This window comes from Nostoc sp., from assembly GCF_036917195.1.
Taxonomy (GTDB): Bacteria; Cyanobacteriota; Cyanobacteriia; order Cyanobacteriales; family Nostocaceae; genus Nostoc.
This window is the reverse complement of the sequence record NZ_JBALDG010000080.1, coordinates 1-18,868: the sequence shown is the minus strand read 5'-3', so window position 1 is coordinate 18,868 and position 18,868 is coordinate 1. Positions and strand designations below refer to the sequence as shown.

The following is an 18,868-nucleotide window of genomic DNA, read 5'->3' as shown; positions in this document are numbered from 1 at the left end:
AATATATAAAGATCATATTTTGATCGCAAAAATATTGATTTACATACAATAAAGTAAATTTGTCAATACATAATATTCATACTTTAACGATTTATTAACAGCTAATCTATTAAGACTTCTTTTTGTCCAAAGTCCAAACATAAAAATACAACAAAAACATAAAAGCGAACAATTATTAGCACAAGCCCTTCAAATTGCTAAAAATATACATTTCTAAAAAATAGTTCAATATCGATACATAAAGGTAATAAGATTACCTCTAAATTTTGATCGACAAAAAGACTGTTTGCATAGGACAGGCATGGGTTCCCAAATTCTTTGACTCTTCGTAGACATCGCCTAAAAATTCCAACTTATCTAATTGACAACAGATATACTCTTGATACGCCATTTACCTCGTTCTCGAATCAAATCATACCGAACTCGCAATTTATCATTAGAAGACTTTTGAAACTGACCATTTTCATATAGCTGTGTTGCTTCCTTAACCGTAGCTTCCACTGCGGCACGATCTGCAAATAAATCAATTTTCTCTACAGATTCCACCTTCAGGCTATGGTCGTACTTGCGGTAGCGGTTGTCTGACCTGTCCTGTTGAGCAATCAGCCGCCATTGAGATAAAGCTGAACCAGTTAAAATCTGCTCTAAATTATTAATCTCATGATTGGGCCCTAAAGCTGCGGCTTTAGTAGATAGCCAAGTCCGAATAACTTCCTCTGCCGTTGCATCTGTTATAGGGCCATCTAGTGCTTGTGGTTTACTATTTGGATCAGGAATAGCTATTGGTGGTTGATTTATTTGTACAAACAACTGTGAGCTATGCACAGATGGTGTAGGAAAAAATAGATTTTTTAACCATCCAAAAGTTGTTGTGGCTAACACCCAGAAAACTAATATACTCACCAAAGAAATAAACACTCTCCATACCAGCCGTGTTTTCCCTTCTATGGTATTAGCAAAAGTTCGCCGCCGCCGAGGACGACGAGACTGAGGACGATTATCTGGTACACGCTCTCGGCTAACAGATGGAGTCGGTTTTCTCCTTCTACGCTTTTGGTTATGACCGGGTGCAGCAGTCTTAGCTGAACCATTCAAATGCTGATTAGTATTTCTGCTCATCCGTTCGGCAGTAGGAACATCTGATTTTACACTCCCAAATGAATTCCACATGGGTGGTAATAAATTTGAATATTCGGGTGTTTGTTTTGTTGGTGTTTCTGGCAAATCTAGGTCAGGTGTTCTACTGTGATTAAATTGCCCTGAAGTTCTAGTTGAATTGTTGGGGAAATGGGGATTATTTCTCTGGGGCTGGGGAAAATACTGGGAGTTAATTACAGCCCATTCATTAGTTGTTTCTGCATCAGTTGGCAGTGCTTCTAAATAAGCTTGCACCTGTTGGTTAGCAAAGTAATCTTTTAGGAAAGCTTGCTGGTTTGCTAAATCTCGAAAATGGGGAAATACTTCGTGTTGCAACCACTGTTCTGCATATAGACACAGTCCCGGTAACAAATCTGGAGAGTCTTGAGATTTTTCCCGAATAAAAGCTAAAGCTTCGTACTCCTGACTAAGTTCTAAAACACGAGTTGCTTCTTGGGTTTGTCCCAAGAGTAATGCACATAGCGACTGTTCTAAATGTACATCTTGGCGTTTGCCCAGGCGCATGAGCATTTGCCTTGCTTGACGAATTAAAGCAGGTTGACGTTGAGCAAATCCGCGTGCTATCAAGGCATAAACAGCTAAATAAGTGGCAACAGCAGAAGGACGTTTGCTTTGGGCTTCAAATAACTTGTGCTGCTCTGCGACTGTTAAGTGGTTGCGTAACTGCTGAATAAATCGGAGAAAGTCATCTATATTTAAACCAGATTCATCATTGCTCGTGCCATCAATGCCACCACGATCTTCTAAAAGATTTTGCAATAATTCCAAGCCTTGGCGTCGTTCGGCAGTCTTTTCTTGAGGTAGTGCTAGCAACTCCAAAATTCGATATGGTCGCAATTTGTAAAGATCCGCCTGAATTTCTGCCTGTACACTGGAGAACAACCCTTCGCGTGCTAGCAGTTCTTGACCAGTTTCTAGGGATATGGCAGCATTTTCATAGTGACCTTGCTGCCACTGTTCGCGACCTAATTCTAGACAAGCAAGGGCAACAGTGAGAACAACATCTGGATGTTCAGCACTTTCGTGTATTTCTTCGTCTGCTAGATTATTGCCTTTTCTTGCACTTGTAGTACCATTTTTATTTACTAGGTACGGACGACCTAGTTTCAATACAAGTTCGTATTCCCCCAACTCTTGCAAAATTAATAAAGCGCCAACTAATTCGTCTGGGGTAATTTCGATCCCCAGACTCTGGGTGTCAATGCCCTTTTTGGTGCTTTCTGTACGATTTTCCAGTGCTACTGCGGCAGCAGCAAGGTTATCAGGGTCATAGGCGTGGGCAAGATAAAGCTGATCGTAGGTACTGCGTTCTTTTGGATCTGATAAAACCACGTAAGCTTCTTCTATGAGTTGTTTACGAGAAGAAATTGCTGCCTGAGAATACTCACGTCGTGGCAATTGTACAATGCGATCACTATATGCCTGCCGCAATTGTTCATCACTTGCCGCCAACGGTAGTCCTAAAATTCGGTAGTAATCTAGCGGAATTCGCACAGCCTACTTCCCCTGCACCGTGATCAACATAATTCACCTAGAGCGTTCCAGGCCTGTAAAACCGTGCCATAAAAATACCGTGTAGAATTTACTCTACAAGTGTATATTGCAACAACTTGTTTTGTACCTTCCCGAAATTTTGAGTCACATTCTAGTACTAATTTTTTGCTTTCGCCTAGAAAGCCTCAATTGTTTGTCTTAATTCTTAGTATTTTTGTTTAACACGACTATTATCAGCCTTCGATACCACAAACCACAACTACCGCTTTTAATCACGGCAAAAATGTTGTGGTTACAAGAATCTATTGATGATTGATTTTTTTGGGACTTTCCCAGTAGGTGGTAACAAAAATACCACTATTGGGAGTTTGACCCTGATAACAGAACAGGAGAAAAAAATCATATCATAATTAACCTTTAATTACAATTACCTATTTGGATATATAGACTTTTACTTCCTTTTTTTTAAATTGTTAATGAATATGCAGAAAGCAGCCTATCTTGATTGCTAGTCTATAAAGGGCAATCGTGAGAGAGAACCCAAAGCGACAGATATTGTCGTTAGAGTCAAATCCTCACGGGGCATGGGCTGAAAACTTAAAAATCAAAAATTAAAAATTCAGCTATTCCCTAAGACCCTTTTTGGTGCATAAATAAAGTTTGATTGTTGAGTCTTGCAAACGCTAGCCTGTAAAAGCTTAGGTGTTATCAGACCAACTTATTTAAGACTGTAACTTTAAGTTGTACAACAGGGATACTCAAAAATAATGGTTCAAGAGCGTACTTTACCCACATTTAATCCTGCTACTACGCACATTACTAAGGAAGAAGGGTTACGGTTGTATGAGGACATGGTATTAGGACGCTTGTTTGAAGACAAGTGCGCTGAAATGTACTACAGGGGCAAAATGTTTGGTTTTGTCCATTTGTACAACGGTCAAGAAGCCGTTTGCAGTGGTGTTGTGCAGTCAATGCGACCGGGTGAAGATTTCGTTTGCAGTACTTACCGCGACCACGTTCATGCTCTGAGTGCGGGAGTACCAGCAAAAGAGGTAATGGCAGAATTATTTGGTAAAGCCACAGGTTGCAGCAAAGGGCGCGGTGGTTCCATGCATATGTTTTCTGCTGAACATCGCTTGCTGGGTGGCTATGCTTTTGTGGCTGAGGGAATTCCTGTAGCAGCTGGAGCGGCTTTTCAAAGCAAATACCGCCGCGAAGTGCTAAAAGATGAAAGTGCTGACCAAGTGACAGCTTGCTTTTTTGGCGATGGTGCAGCTAACAACGGTCAGTTTTTCGAGACGCTAAATATGGCAGCCCTATGGAAACTGCCAATTCTGTTTGTAGTCGAAAATAATAAGTGGGCTATTGGGATGTCTCACGAGCGAGCCACTTCCCAGCCAGAGATTTATAAAAAAGCCAGTGTATTTAACATGGTAGGCGTGGAAGTAGATGGCATGGATGTACTAGCAGTCCGAGCCGTGGCCCAAGAAGCTGTAGCCCGTGCCCGTGCAGGTGAAGGCCCAACATTAATTGAGGCACTTACCTACCGCTTCCGGGGTCACTCCTTGGCAGATCCTGATGAAATGCGAAGCAAAACAGAAAAAGAATTTTGGTTCGCCCGTGATCCAATTAAAAAGTTGGCAACTTATTTGCTGGAGCAAAACTTGGCGGATGAGCAAGAAATCAAAGCTATTGACCGTAAAATTCAGGGTGTAATCGACGAAGCAGTTAAATTCGCCGAAAGCAGCCCCGAACCAGACCCCAGCGAATTATATCGTTTCGTGTTTGCAGAAGACGAATAAAAAGTTAGGAGTTAGGAGTTAACAATTTTTAACTCCTGTACGCGATTAATCGCGTCTCCCCTAACTCCTAACTCCTAACTATCCTAAACTCAGGACTAAATTTGTGTTTACCATTGCAGTTCAACAGCAACAATACAAAACCTACATCCTTTCAGATGAAACCGCTGGTTCTCAACTGGAAGTTGTTCCACAACGTGGTGGGATCATCACTCGTTGGCGTATACAGGGGCAAGAAATTTTCTATTTAGATACTGAACGCTTTACAAATCCTGAGTTGAGCGTCCGAGGTGGAAATCCTATTTTGTTTCCGATCTGCGGCAATATACCGGATAATACCTATACTCACAATGGGCAGCAGTATACTCTCAAACAACACGGCTTTGCCCGTGATCTACCGTGGGAAGTAACTGACCAACTAACTCAAGATAAAGTTAGCCTCACCCTCGTCCTTAACAGCAACGAGCAAACACGGGCAGTTTATCCTTTTGACTTTCAAGTACTGTTCACTTACGAACTCCAAGGTAATACTTTAGAAATTCGCCAGCATTATAAAAATCTCTCATCCACATCACTGCCCTTTTCTACGGGTTTCCATCCTTATTTTCTAACGGTTGATAAAACTCGGTTAAAGTTTGAAATTCCTTCCCAAAAGTATCAAGACCAGATAACCAAAGAAATTCACCCCTTCAATGGTAATTTTGACTTTAGCCGCGATGAAATTGACGTTGCCTTTAAGCAGCTAACCAGTCAATCCGCCGCTGTGACAGACAACAGCCGCAAGTTGAAACTGACTCTGGATTATGGCAATAAATATCCGATTTTAGTGTTTTGGACGCTCAAAGACAAAGATTTTTACTGTTTAGAACCGTGGAGCGCTCCCCGTAACTCCCTGAACACTGGTGAAAACCTGACTGTGTTAGAACCAGGAAGCAGCTACACGGCATCTGTGCGGTTAACAGCGAATTTTTTCTAAAGTCCTTTACAAATCTATAAATATGTATGCTATGATGGCAAAGTTGCGAAAAGCAAACTAACGGGTCGCTAACTCAACGGTAGAGTACTCGGCTTTTAACCGATTAGTTCCGGGTTCGAATCCCGGGCGACCCATATAAAACTTTAAGGAATACTCGCTGAAGCTTTTGAGATAAAGCCAGAGGCGAGTTTTATTGTTAGTAAAATTTTGTGAATGCGATCGCACTGGGGAATAAAACACCTGAGGAAGAGCGATCGCGAATTAATCAAAATTAACTAAGCTTTAAGTGTATTTCCGTAATATTACGGCTGCTTTAGTGCTGGTTGAAAGTGAATAACTGAGTTTGAGCTTTTCAACTGGAAGTAGTAGATGCAGGTAAATTTAGAGCAAAAAGCCTTTATTTCCTTGGCAGGGCTAGAAACCATGATCGCATTACCAGAGCAAATCAGATTGAAGTGTTTGTCTCAAAGCCGTACTGACTTTTGGTATTTATGGCAGCAATATGAAGATTATTTTTACAGTCGTTGCTTACAGTGGATGAGTGGTAATCCTACAGATGCTGAAGATGCACTGAGTCAGGTAATGCTCAAAGCGTGGAATCAATGGCCAGACTATGCTAGTAAAATCACCAATCCTAAAGCTTGGTTGAGCCGAATAACGCATAACCTCTGCATGGATATCCACCGAAAACGCCAGCGCGAAAGGATAGAAAATATTGAGGACATTCAATTTGTAGATCATGCAGTAGTTATTTCCAGCTTTGAATCTCCTGAGTCAGAAATTTTCCGTCGTGAACTGAGGGCATATCTTTGCTACAGAATTGAGTCCTTACCACCCAGACTGCGCGACCCTTTTATCCTCCACTTTTGTCAAGAGAAGTCCTACAGAGACATTGCCAAGGAACTGTCCCTCTCTGAAGACAACATTCGCAAACAGGTTAAACAGGCGCAAACCATTCTGCAAAAGCACTTAAATAAGTATCTGGCGGGGGAAGATCAGACTTCTCTAGATTTTCCCCCCTTAAAAAAGGTGAATTTAACAAATCTCTCCTACAAAGAGCAACCTGATGACAAGTTTCTACACCCTGTTGCAGGGAAAGTCGAATTCACATCTGACTGGGAAGCACCGATAACGGCAAAAAGCATCATCGAAGAAATTAATTATAAAGTAAGCGTGATATGGTTGGAAACCTTGCCACATATTTGGTACAGTTCTCCCAATCCTCTGGGGTGGAGATGAATATTCACTTGGTGTTAGACGAAAAGCCAAGTAGACAAGACCAGAAGCTAAAAACCTTAAGTAAGTACGTCCAGAAGTATCCCCAAGGATGGAAGAAACGATTAGAACTAGCTGATTTGCTGTATGGAATGGGAAGCTGGGAGCAGGCGATCGCAGAGTATCGCCAAGTGATTGAGCGATCGCCTCAATTGCTCAATGTGCGACTGCAACTGGGGAAAATCTTACAAATGATGAAAAGAGAGGCAGAGGCTATAGAGGTATATGGGAGCGCCTTACCACTGTCCTGTAATAGAGCAACTCAGCACCACATAGGCGGATTAATTGCTGTCTGTAAAGGTGACACTCAAAAAGCAATCATAGCTTTTGATTCTGCGGCTGACCTAGAACCTGACAAAATAGTTCACTGGTTGGTATTGGGACAAGTGCAGAAGGGGAGAGAAAATCCGATTGGGGCTTTACGAGCCTTTTCAGGGGTTTTGTCACTCAACTCAAATGATATTGTGGCTTTGATTCACAGCTATGATGCACTGATGACAATGGGGAACTTTCAAGAAGCTAGGCAGAAGTTAAGTAGAGCGATCGCTCTAGCTCCCGATGATTTTCAGGTACTCCAACGACAGTTAGATCAGCGTTGCGGGATGAGATTGGTATCCGGTGAAGAAGGGAAGCAGACTAAAAAGCTGATTAGTTCTGTGCTGCGACAGGCTCCTCACGCAGCTGAAGCTTACAAATCACTGGCTTATTATCACCTTTATCGGGGAGATTGGGCGCAAGGGGTAGGGGTTTTAGCAGAGTTTGCCGAGGAACACCCGAATAACCCAAGCGGTTGGTATTACTATGGGCAGTGCTTGTTCTACACGGGGGAATATCAGGCGGCGGCTGAGATGATGCTGAAAGCTTATGGTTTGTATCCCAACGATTGTGAAATATATCGGGCGTTGTGCGAGATTTTGCCTGTTGCTGGGCGACTAGAAGAATTACAACCTCTATTAGAAGAGCTGCTTGAGCGTTTTCCTGAACGGTGGAGTCTTTGGACGACGGTGGGGCGAGTGCTGGTGGAAAGCTTTCAAGAGATTGAACGAGGGTGTAGTTTCTCTGCCAAGGGAATGCAACTTCAACCCCAATTAGCTGATGCTTGGTTTGGTCATGGGCGGGTATTGGCTTTAGCGCTTAAATATCAAGAAGCGGTGGCGGCTTTGGAAAAAGGATGGCAGTTTTTGTTAGCAGCCGGAGGTGATCTGCAATCTGTGCCTGCTGCGGTGTGGCTGGGAGAAAGTTACCGAGGGCTGAGGGATGATCGGGTTAGTCGGCAGTGGTGGGAAGAGGCTTGTGTGCGAAGTCAGGAGCTGAGGTCGTTTAACTCGGCTACCGCTGATTACTGGAAAGGGAGAGCGTTGGATGGGTTGGGGGATACTTTAGGGGCGATAAAGGCTTATCAAAGTGCCTTGAATTTGCAGTTGTTTTATCCGGCTCGTGGGGAAGTTAAGGAAGCTTTGATCCGGTTGCAAGCAATGGTGCAGAAGGGTTCTCATGCTTGAGTCTGGTTTTATCCGGTGGATTTATTTATAGGACTTACGCAAAAAACCTCTCAAACTCTTATTCCTCTGTGTCCTCTGCGTCCTCTGTGGTTCGATTTTCCGTTGCTTGTGCGTAAGTCCTAATTTAGAGAAAAAACGCCTCTAACTCGAAAAATTCCGAAATTGATGTTGGGAAACGTCTTATAGATGTGAAGAACAAAAAAAGGCATTCAGATGCTTATTAACAGAGTGCCATTCTGAACACAACACCAAACACAAGAGGCCAAGAAACTTATGACAAAGTTAAAAGTCGAATTAGTTGACGTTTATTGCCGAGATACCGAAGATGTAACCGGTGCTGACGATTTTTATCTCGTCGGTGGTTTGGTAGGAGGACAAACCACCAAGGCAATTCTGACAACTCCGATTAAAATCAATGATAAGCAAAGGAAATCTTTCAAACCAGACCAAACCGTTTTATTTGAGGGCGAAATCCCACAAGGACAAAGCCTCAAAGGTGGACTAAAGGCTTACGACGAAGATGCTGCAAAAGACTGGGCTAAGTACGGTGACACAGTTAAAAAGATTAGTAGTGCTATTTCAGGTGCTATAGCAGCAACAGGTCCACAAGGAGCTGTTGCGGGAACGATACTTTCAGCAGCTACAACCGCGGCAAGCTGGATCGGTTCTTTGGATAAAGATGACTTACTCGGTAGTACCGAATTAGAAATTTCCTCCACAGGACCCTCGCATGAAGAGCGATCCTGGGTAATATCCAAAAAAAGCGGTACGGGCTGGTCTACCTGGGACTACACACTTACCTATCGTATTAGCCGTTCCTAGAGGACTGATTAATATTAGTATGATCGTCTGATCTAGGAAGGTGCGTTAGGAAGAAACCTTACCCACCTTCTTAGATGTCTGTGCGATATCTATGACCGGCTGTGACGCTCCTGCGTCGCTAACGCTACGCTATCGGCGTCGCGTCTTTGTTAAGCATTTGAATTGAGACAGCTTTGAAGATGTAAAGCGATCGCTGCTCTTCGCCTTTGTCAGTGCGATCGGTTAACAACACTATATTGATTTTTGATTGTAAAAAGAGCGATCGCCCTACACGATCGCTCTTTTAATTGCAGTCAGTGCGATCGCCACTTTATGATAAAATTTTACTAATTCCGTGGGCTACGCATAATCTAATCCCAAATGCAATATTTAGGGGAAAACACCCTTATAGCATTTGTCAAAAGTTAGTACCTTTAGGTTGAAGCGATCTCTTTGAGATGACTATTTTGGATACTGGGCTACCAAAACTACTAGTTGCAGGGTAGCTAAATCTACAGCAATACAGAGCAAGTATGGGGCATAGTACAGTAGTAGAGAGTAAGTATAGGGCATATTTATAGTAACTATGGCGTAAAGTTTTTCAACATAGACACACCACACTAGTTATAATTTCCTATAAGTTGAAAAAACTCTTAAGATTTAGCGTGATTATTACGCTTCTTTCACACCGACTAGCTGACAACCACATTAGGAGGACTATCTATGGCGCTTGTACCACTGCGGCTGCTGTTGGATCACGCAGCTGAAAACGGTTACGGCATCCCAGCTTTCAACGTTAACAATTTGGAGCAGATTCAGGCGATCCTGAAGGCTGCTGTCGAGACAGATAGCCCCGTAATTTTACAAGCTTCACGCGGCGCTCGTAATTATGCAGGAGAAAACTTCCTCCGCCATCTGATTTTGGCAGCGGTAGAAACCTATCCTCATATTCCCATTGTCATGCACCAAGATCATGGGAATGCGCCTGCTACCTGCTACTCAGCAATTAAGAACAACTTCACCAGCGTGATGATGGATGGTTCTTTGGAAGCTGATGCTAAGACCCCCGCTAGCTTCGAGTACAACGTCAGCGTTACCCGCGAAGTTGTAAATGTAGCTCATGCTTTGGGCGTCAGTGTTGAAGGTGAACTCGGTTGTTTGGGTTCTCTAGAAACTGGTGCTGGCGAAGCTGAAGATGGTCACGGGTTTGAGGGTACACTCGACCACTCACAACTGCTAACTGACCCCGATGAAGCTGTTGACTTCGTAGAAGCAACCCAAGTAGATGCCTTGGCTGTTGCCATTGGCACAAGCCACGGGGCTTACAAGTTTACCCGCAAGCCGACTGGGGAAATTTTGGCAATTAGCCGCATTGAAGAAATTCACCGCCGTTTGCCTAACACCCACCTGGTAATGCACGGTTCATCCTCTGTACCAGAAGATTTGCTTGCACTGATTAACCAATATGGTGGTGCAATTCCTGAAACCTACGGTGTACCTGTAGAAGAAATCCAAAAAGGTATTAAGAGTGGTGTACGTAAAGTAAACATCGACACTGACAACCGTTTGGCTATTACTGCTGCTGTACGTGAAGCTTTGGCTAAAAAACCAGAGGAGTTTGACCCCCGTCACTTCCTTAAGCCTTCTATTACATATATGCAGAAGGTTTGTGCTGAACGCTATCAGGAATTTGGCACGGCTGGGAACGCAAGCAAGATCAAGCAAATTTCTTTGGAAGATTTTGCCGCTAAGTATGCTAAAGGTGAACTCAACGTTGTTACCAAGTCAGCTGCTAAAGTTTAATTTTGACAACAAATAAATAGGGGCACAGTGCTGCTATGCTCCTAAAAGACTGAGGATTCTTAATATCGGCATAAACCGGGTGGTTACCCGGTTTTTTGTTTTATTCCCAGGTAATGGGCATTGGTTATTTCCCCCTGCTCCCCTGCCCCTCTGCCCCTCTGCTCCTCTGCCCCTTGTCCCCAGCACCTAGAATACTCGATGTTGTAAAGAGGGCATTTGACGGCGGACTTGTTCGAGCCTAGTGGGCTTGATTTGTGCGATCGCAATTCCCGGTTTTTCTCCAGCATCGGCTAAAATTACGCCCCAAGGGTCGATAATAACCGCGTGTCCGTGGGTTAAACGGCGGGCGTAGTTATTGCCTGTTTGGGCAGGAGCAATGATGTAAGCGGTATTTTCGATGGCTCTGGCTTGTAGTAGTACTTGCCAGTGGTCTTTGCCAGTTAAAGCGGTAAAGGCGGCGGGAACAAAGATAACATCAGCTCCCTTATCTGCCAGATGACGGTACAGTTCAGGGAAGCGGACATCATAACAAATAGAAAGTCCTAAATTACCGAGTTTTTCTGAGAAATGGACGGGGGGTAGTTGCGTACCAGCTACAACAGTGCTGGATTCACGATAGGTATTGCCGTCAGGGACGTTAACATCAAATAGGTGTACTTTGTAGTAGCGGGCAAGTTCTTGACCGTTTGGGTCGATGAGTAGAGTGGTGTTATAAACTTTGCCTGTATTGTCTACGGGAAGTGGAAAGCTGCCGCCCAAGATGGTAATTTGAAAGCGTTGAGCCATTTTTTTGAGAAATTTTTCACTTTCAAGAGCGATCGCATCGCCTTGGGCGAGTTTGTCTTTTTCTTCTCCCATATAGGAAAAGTTTTCTGGCAAACCTACCAATTCAGCACCTTGACGCACGGCGAGCTCGATTAATTCTTCTGCCTGGGCCAAATTTTTCTGTAAATCTGGCACACTGGTCAATTGAATAGCGGCGGCTAAATAAGATTTCATAGGTTCAACAACGAACAGTTGATTTATGGAAGATAGATTATCAAAATATATCGCTAGTTAAACATTTGTGGAATTTAATTAGAAATGTGTCAGCGAAGATTTTCTTTAACGGACTTGTTTTATTGCTGCTCTTAATATTCCTCTGGGTTCTAGCAAACTGAGCAAGATTAAGATTAGGTTGTGATTAAACCCTGATCAAAGCTACCTGCTGTGGATATTCCTATTCTCATTCAAACATTTATCGCTGTGTTTGTCCTGGCAGATGCAGTGGGCAATATACCAATTGTTTTAGTTTTGACTAAGGGCATGATGCCAGACCAAAGAAATAAAGTTATAGATAAAGCAATTATCATTGCGATCGCAGTTCTTTTGCTATTTGCCTTTGCAGGGCAAGTAATTTTAAATTATTTAGAAATCAGTATCGGCTCTTTGCGAGTAGCAGGAGGACTATTGTTGCTGTTAATTGCTTTGCAAATGCTGCGGGGAGAATTAGATCAGCCGATTATTGAGGAAGGACGCGATGTTGCAATTACTCCACTAGCTTTACCACTGCTAGCGGGACCAGGGACTTTGACAACGGTGATGTTGCTGATGTCGAAATCACAGAGTCCGCATATTGCTGTGGCGGTGGGTATCTTAGGGGCGATGTTTATGACTTGGTTGATTTTGCGTTTAGCAAATCTGATTGACCAGTGGATTGGTGCAGAAGGTGGAATAATTGTGACTCAACTTTTGGGTTTTTTGTTGGCGGCGCTAGCAGTGGAAATTGGTAGTACAGGAATTAGGGAGTTGTTTTTGAGCTAGAAAACTTCTAAAAATGTTCGCAATTGCAAACTATATACAAATGTAAATAAGTTTGAAAGACGAGAAATTCGCGCCTCTCAAACTTGTTTATAAAAATTAACCTAAACTTAGAACAACATGGATAACTCAAGAGGATTTTATTGCCGATTGAGTTTCAAAGATACTTTTCGAGGGTGGAAGCTAATGTAGTTTTAGGCACAGCGCCGACCACCATATCCACTTTTTGTCCACCCTTAAAAATCATTAATGTGGGAATGCTGCGGATGCCGTATTGACTAGCAACATTAGGATTTTCATCTGTATTGACTTTTACGACCTTAATTTGACCTTTGTACTGTTCGGAGATTTCATCGACAACAGGAGCTACCATACGGCATGGTCCGCACCAGGGTGCCCAAAAGTCAACTAAAACGGGTACCTCGCTGTCGAGTACTTCTTGCTTGAAACTAGAATCGGTAACTTGTGCGGCTGTTGACATGCCTAAAACCTTCGCCAATAATATCTGAACTTGGTGAAAATTCTACCATAGCAAAAACCTCAGCTTGGAAGTGCGAGGATGTACATTTGCAAAGAAGCTCTAGAATTTATTTATAAACATAAGGAACCGCCCGAACAGTAGTCCGGGCGGAGTGTGGTGTGAGGAGTGAACGGAAACATGCGTCTCCGCTATTTCTATTGTAGGCGACATATCGGATTTTTCCAGCAATTGTTTAGGGGCCTGGAAAAATTTATTCCAAAATTAGACATTGGGGAGCCACTGCGTTGCCGGGGTTTCCCCGGTTGAAGCAAGTGGCGTCATTGGGCATTGGGGAGCCACTGCGTTGCTGGGGTTTCCCCGGTTGAAGCAAGTGGCGTCATTGGGCATTAATTATTTCTTCCCTATCTCCCTCATCTCCCTACTCCCTATTCCCTATTCCTTTATTTCCCCATACCTAATTGTTGAGCTTTTTGATAAACTTTACCCTCAGTTAATAAAGAAGGCGCAATCACAACTTCCACTTGTTGCATTTCTTTAATATTTTTAGCTCCTAAGGTGCCCATGCTCGTCTTTAAGGCTCCTAAAAGATTGTGAGTGCCATCATCTAGTCCTGCTGGGCCAATGAGTATTTGCTCTAGGCTACCAGTGGTGGCAACGCGAATGCGGGTGCCACGAGGCAAGACTGGACTGGGAGTCGCCATACCCCAATGATAACCTTGTCCTGGGGCTTCGGCGGCTCTGGCAAAGGGGGAACCAATCATCACACCATCAGCACCACAGGCGATGCATTTACAAATGTCGCCACCGGTGATTAAACCACCATCAGCGATGACGGGGATATAGTTGCCAGTTTCCTTATAGTAATCATCTCGTGCCGCAGCACAATCAGCGATCGCAGTTGCCTGTGGCACACCCACACCCAACACGCCACGGGACGTACAAGCAGCACCAGGTCCAATTCCCACCAGTACCCCAGCCGCCCCAGCTTTCAACAAATTCAACGTGACTTCGTAAGTCACACAATTCCCCAATACTACGGGGATGGGCATGGAACGGCAAAATTCTGCTAAATCAAGTGGTACTAAAGACTCTGGTGACAAATGTGCAGTAGAAACTACCGTAGCTTGTACAAAAAATAAATCTGCTCCAGCTTTTGCCACCGCCTCACCGTATTTACTTGCACCGGCTGGAGTTGCACTCACCGCCGCAATACCACCTTGTTGTTTAATTTCCTGAATACGTTGTTCAATTAATTCCGGCTTTATTGGTTCGGCATAGAGTTCTTGCATCAAGGCAACAAATTCATCTTTCCCCACAGAGGCAATCCGATCTAATATTGGCTCTGGGTCAGCATAGCGAGTTTGAATCCCCTCTAAATTGAGGACACCTAATGCTCCTAACTGTGACAAACGTACAGCCATGCGAACATCTACTACGCTATCCATTGCACTGGCAATTATCGGGATTTCTCGTTCAATATTGCCAATACGCCACTTAGTATCTGCCAAACTGGGGTCTAGTGTTCTGTTACCGGGGGTTAGAGCAATTTCATCTATTCCGTAAGCTCTGTGAGCTGTTTTTCCCCGCCCAAGTTGAATTTCCACGCTTTAACTTTTCTCAAATCTGTTTAAGCTAGGGTATCAAATTGTGAGATAGATTGGGGCGTTTTTTTTCCGAACTACACAGATAAATTCGAGTTACCTAAGCTGCCGCTCAAAACTTTGGTGGAGGCAAAGTATGCACCAAGGAAGCAAATGAGCAAAAGTTGTTAATTGGTTTGAAGGTTAGTGTTGTTTGAAGATTAGTGTTGCACTAGTTTTTCGACAATTGGACTTTGATGTGTTTGTTATTACTAAGTTCATCTCAAGATGATTGGCATTAGTTCTCTTAATTTCCTTGTATTTACTAAGGTCAAGCTCATGCAAATTCCTATAAATGATCCCAAATTGGAATAATTTGTATTGTTTCAAATCGAGAAACCTTCTGAATATGAAGATTTTCAATTCCATTATCCAAAATCGTTCGACTGAGCGACTTGTACCGAGGTAAGTCGAGGTAAGTCGTACCCCTACGGGGAAGCAAGCTACGCGTAGCGTTCCGCAGGAAAGTCCAAAATCCAAAATTGGTTTGATTTATCGTTTATTTTTAGCTGCATCCACACCAGTGTAACCAGTGGCTAACCAAATTATCGCTCTGGCTCCATCGCGAATAGATTTTTCGATAGATTCAGGAGGTTTTTCGGAAGGAACTGGCACTGGTTTTAAATAAATACCCCGACTACCCAAAATAATTTCGCCGATGACACAAGCTCGGCGCATATGGAAGTCTGAAGTAATCAAATAAACGCTCTTGATGCCACGAGCTTGCAAATCATCCACTAACGTAGTAAAATTAGTAACTGTATCTACAGCTTCATAGTCCAAGTGTAAACGTTTGCGATCAACACCAGCTTTGGTAAACACTTGTTGGGTGAATCTAGGTGGACTACCCCCAGTAATCCAAATTGGTATGTTTGGATGCTCTCGAACAAATTTTGCTGTAAACTTCTCTCGCTCCAAATGTCTCGTTGAACCACCTAACACTACAACTGCTTGCGGCTGTACAAATTGGTTTTGTACTTCTTTGTATCCCCACCAGATGATTAAGGGTAAGACAAAAGCCATAAAACGAAAAGATTTACCTGTAAAGAGTAGCTTATTCAAGGCTGGATAACTTTATTTACTGAGTCACTAATTTTCTCTGGCTAGAAAAAACAATTGATATGTAGAGTAGCAAACTCCTCAAAAATCTGCCCAAATTTATATTTGAATGGTTTTCATGTTAGAGCTAATTTGTAAACTCAACTAAAGCACTTGTCTTGTAAGGATTTCAGGAATTTAAGTCAATAAAGCACTTATTCTCTGAAACTCAGATATAGTAACGAGTTGAGTATCCTTAAGATTTTCTTTACGAATTAGCTCTTACAGCGCGATTAAGCGTGCTTGAAGTTTTTCCTCTAATTGATGGATTATCCTAACCTGTATCAGACAATCTATCAAAGGGTTGTAGCAGCTTGTTGAAGAACCCCATTTAGTGGTACATTGTATTTTTTTAACCGCCCACTGTTGCAAAACCCAGAGTTACAACTCGTTCCTTGGCAGGTCGAGCATCAGCGCCGCAAGGTCTTTTGACATTCTGGGCTAATGGCTTTAACTTGACACCAATCGCGAGACACTCCGAAGTTCTGAGTGCTGGAAGCCGACGCTTAGACTACTCTCCATTCCACAAGAAATAGTCGAATATTTTTTTACTTAGAACTCCCTAACTAAAAACAACTTTGTTAGGATACATTACAATACAGTTCAGTTAAGCATTTTTTCTCTTCTCTCTGTTTCGCGCCAGTTGCTAAGAAAGCGGGAACGCTAAGAGCGAACAAGTCTCTTAACCGCAAGGGCGCAGTGGCTTCTCTGCGCCTCTGCGGTTCGTTAAAAAAGTTGACTTTGATAAAAAGTTTTAGCCTTAACCCAAGCGTATTGGGATACATTAGCCTTAGAAGATGAAAATATAATTAGCATCTATTTTACTCACTAGTTGCTGCTTCCAGCCAGACTTCCACATCATCTGCTAATAACTTCTGTGCAGCCTCCAGCATTGATGCTGCTATGTCTTTGAGGTCTTCGCGGTTGTTCAAATAAGTTTTCAACGCTTCCATTGGGTCGATGCTGCTACTCGCACTCAATTCAGGAATCCGGGGCCTGGCTAGTTGACTGACTAATTCTGCTTGAATGGTGTAGGTATGAGCGGCACTTAAAGCAGTATGTAGAGAAGAACTGTCAATTAAATCCATCTGTTCAGAGCGGAGTTTGTAAATTAGCCGCACTACTGCATCTTGAATATCATATTTGGCGATCGCTTTCATTAATACTGCCTGGGGATCATCTGCTTTCGAGACATCCACTTCAATGGTGCGGAAAGTCCGAACTGTTAAGGGACAAAATTCCCACTCAGCGCTCCCCCGCTCCAGTTCTAACATCACATAGCCTTTGTCTTCTTTTTCTTCGCTAAAATCTACCCGCTCAATACTCCCTGGATAAATCACCGGTGGATTGTTAGATTTATTCAGATTTTGGTGGCGGTGGACATGTCCCAACGCTACATAATCAAAACAAGGTCGCGTCAGCAAAGATAGGGGTAGAGTAAACCCTTTACCCACCGCCAAAAAGCGTTCTGCGCCTAAGGCAGCATTGTCAGACATCAAGTGAGCCAGAAGGACAGTTGGCACATCCGGGTCAAGACGGCGAATTTCCCCTTCTAGAACAACTCGCAGGCGTTCCGTTAACAGTTGGTTAACTTGTGCCAAAGACAAACCTTCAGTCTCTTGGCGAGTCATCAGAGTCGAACGGGTTAGCCAAGGGAGGGTGATTACTTGCACTTTGCCATTGCGGGTTTCAATGCAGTGAGTAGTTAATGTATCACCGACAACAAATCCTGGCACTCCCAAAGTGCGGTAAATATTTAAACTCGCGCCTCCCTGTCCTTGGGAGTGTTGGTCGTGGTTGCCTACCAACAGCACTGTGGGAATATTGGCATCCATGAGACGGCGAAACTGGCTGGCAAAAGCTTGTTGTACATAGGGCGGTGGTGTAGCATCTGGGAAAGCATCGCCACCAAATATCACCATATCTACAGCATCTGTCAGCGCTCGCTCAATACATATAGACAGGGTATTGACAAAATCTTCTAATCGTGTATTTAATCCAGTATCGGGATTAATTCGTCCGTGGGAGAAGCCGCTTCCCATGTGGATGTCAGAGAGATGAAGGATTTTAATCATACATATCTTAATTTAACTATATGAGGTTAAATTACCATGCCAATCATACTATTGCTTAGAGCAGTCTGCGTTTTAATAAACCATAGCTTAGAAGCTTTACATCTAACGTCGCTAAAATTGAGATTTTTAAAAGTGTCGTCTACTTGAATAATAATCGCTGTATCTGCAATTTGTAACAAATGATGATTTTTATAATACATATTACTTACAATTTAAGTATTAAAACACAAGCTTAGTCTTGTTGATCACTACCAATTCAAACCGAATGAGTATCTCGGACACTCAGGCAATCCAAGAAAAAATCAATATTTGGAAGAAAAGACTTGCTGGCGACTCCAACAGTAATCCTTTACTTGATTTTCGCAAAAATAAAAAACCAGTAATTGATATTCTTACAACCTCTTCAGTTTTATATAAAAACTTTGTAGGAGAAGAACCCACTCCATTTCCTTTTAGTCAACTCACAAGCAAGCAGAGTGATCCTGACCGGATCAGGCTATTAGATGAACTTCGTAAAGGTGCGAAATCAAGCTTGGAGGAGAAGGGTTTTAATAGTCTCTTTCTAATTTTTGGTACTTTAACATGGTTTGACCCCGAAAAACCCCAGGAGAAGTATGTTTCCCCAATGCTGCTTGTTCCTGTAAAATTGGAAAAAAAGGGCAGAAAGTTGCCAGAGTTCACACTCTACTCTACTGATGATGAAATTTCTGTTAACTTTATTTTAGTCAACAAGTTACGTGAAGATTTTAATATTGTACTGCCTGAGAGTGATCGCGTTCCAAAATTAAGTTATGAGAGTTTTTTTGATACTGTTCGTGGTGCGATCGCTAAACAACCTGGCTGGCAAGTAGAAGAAACAGTACACATTACTTTAGACTTGTCGCTAAATAAGAATAAAAAATTATGAAATGCTATTGTGGATTTCACTCTGGCAATTTATGCAGCCATCAAGTAGAAATTCCATAA

14 protein-coding genes and 1 tRNA gene are annotated in these 18,868 nt (G+C 42.9%); 9 read left to right on the top strand and 6 right to left on the bottom strand.

Annotation, left to right across the window (positions count from 1 at the left end):
* Window positions 1–357 precede the first annotated feature (357 nt).
* On the bottom strand, window positions 358–2,652 hold the full coding sequence (locus V7K40_RS28120) for an IMS domain-containing protein (RefSeq protein ID WP_334965611.1): 2,295 nt from the start codon (window positions 2,650–2,652) through the stop codon (window positions 358–360).
* Between the two features lie 767 nt (window positions 2,653–3,419).
* Here V7K40_RS28120 and pdhA point away from each other — a divergent pair.
* The 7 genes from pdhA to fba all read left to right on the top strand — a co-directional run bounded on the left by pdhA (window position 3,420) and on the right by fba (window position 10,808).
* Window positions 3,420–4,454, top strand: coding sequence for a pyruvate dehydrogenase (acetyl-transferring) E1 component subunit alpha (gene pdhA / locus V7K40_RS28115; RefSeq protein ID WP_334965609.1), 1,035 nt, complete (start codon window positions 3,420–3,422; stop codon window positions 4,452–4,454).
* 103 nt (window positions 4,455–4,557) lie between these two features.
* Entirely contained in the window at window positions 4,558–5,427 is an 870-nt protein-coding gene (locus V7K40_RS28110) for an aldose epimerase (protein WP_334965607.1), read from the top strand.
* A gap of 62 nt (window positions 5,428–5,489) precedes the next feature.
* A tRNA-Lys gene (locus tag V7K40_RS28105) sits at window positions 5,490–5,561 on the top strand.
* Window positions 5,562–5,796: 235 nt separating this feature from the next.
* A complete protein-coding gene (locus V7K40_RS28100; protein ID WP_334965605.1) occupies window positions 5,797–6,666 on the top strand; it encodes a sigma-70 family RNA polymerase sigma factor in 870 nt (289 codons plus the stop codon).
* Window positions 6,606–8,204, top strand: coding sequence for a tetratricopeptide repeat protein (locus V7K40_RS28095; protein ID WP_334965603.1), 1,599 nt, complete (start codon window positions 6,606–6,608; stop codon window positions 8,202–8,204). The genes V7K40_RS28100 and V7K40_RS28095 overlap by 61 nt, the downstream gene beginning before the upstream one ends.
* Window positions 8,205–8,477: 273 nt before the next feature.
* Window positions 8,478–9,026, top strand: a complete 549-nt coding sequence (locus tag V7K40_RS28090; protein WP_334965601.1) for a hypothetical protein — start codon at window positions 8,478–8,480, stop codon at window positions 9,024–9,026.
* Between the two features lie 702 nt (window positions 9,027–9,728).
* Window positions 9,729–10,808 (top strand): class II fructose-bisphosphate aldolase, encoded by a 1,080-nt coding sequence (fba, locus tag V7K40_RS28085; RefSeq protein ID WP_334965599.1) that lies wholly within the window; start codon window positions 9,729–9,731, stop codon window positions 10,806–10,808.
* A gap of 186 nt (window positions 10,809–10,994) precedes the next feature.
* Here fba and V7K40_RS28080 read toward each other — a convergent pair whose 3' ends face one another.
* Window positions 10,995–11,807 (bottom strand): carbon-nitrogen hydrolase family protein, encoded by an 813-nt coding sequence (locus V7K40_RS28080; protein WP_334965598.1) that lies wholly within the window; start codon window positions 11,805–11,807, stop codon window positions 10,995–10,997.
* A gap of 210 nt (window positions 11,808–12,017) precedes the next feature.
* Here V7K40_RS28080 and V7K40_RS28075 point away from each other — a divergent pair, with 210 nt between their 5' ends.
* Complete coding sequence (locus V7K40_RS28075) at window positions 12,018–12,611, top strand: MarC family protein (RefSeq protein WP_334726357.1); 594 nt, start codon at window positions 12,018–12,020, stop codon at window positions 12,609–12,611.
* Window positions 12,612–12,765: 154 nt separating this feature from the next.
* On the opposite strand, the gene trxA is transcribed toward V7K40_RS28075, so the two are convergent.
* The 4 genes from trxA to V7K40_RS28055 all read right to left on the bottom strand — a co-directional run bounded on the left by trxA (window position 12,766) and on the right by V7K40_RS28055 (window position 17,902).
* Window positions 12,766–13,089 carry a thioredoxin gene (trxA, locus tag V7K40_RS28070; protein WP_273763647.1) on the bottom strand — a complete coding sequence of 108 codons (324 nt, stop codon included), beginning with the start codon at window positions 13,087–13,089 and terminating at the stop codon, window positions 12,766–12,768.
* A gap of 440 nt (window positions 13,090–13,529) precedes the next feature.
* Entirely contained in the window at window positions 13,530–14,693 is a 1,164-nt protein-coding gene (locus tag V7K40_RS28065) for a GuaB3 family IMP dehydrogenase-related protein (protein WP_334965595.1), read from the bottom strand.
* A gap of 528 nt (window positions 14,694–15,221) precedes the next feature.
* Window positions 15,222–15,752 (bottom strand): YdcF family protein, encoded by a 531-nt coding sequence (locus tag V7K40_RS28060; protein ID WP_273769621.1) that lies wholly within the window; start codon window positions 15,750–15,752, stop codon window positions 15,222–15,224.
* A gap of 896 nt (window positions 15,753–16,648) precedes the next feature.
* Complete coding sequence (locus V7K40_RS28055; protein ID WP_334965593.1) at window positions 16,649–17,902, bottom strand: exonuclease SbcCD subunit D; 1,254 nt, start codon at window positions 17,900–17,902, stop codon at window positions 16,649–16,651.
* 265 nt (window positions 17,903–18,167) lie between these two features.
* Between V7K40_RS28055 and V7K40_RS28050 the strand changes: the two genes are divergently transcribed.
* Window positions 18,168–18,809: a DUF4011 domain-containing protein gene (locus V7K40_RS28050; RefSeq protein WP_334965591.1), complete on the top strand. Its 642-nt coding sequence runs from the start codon at window positions 18,168–18,170 to the stop codon at window positions 18,807–18,809.
* The last annotated feature ends 59 nt before the right edge of the window (window positions 18,810–18,868 follow it).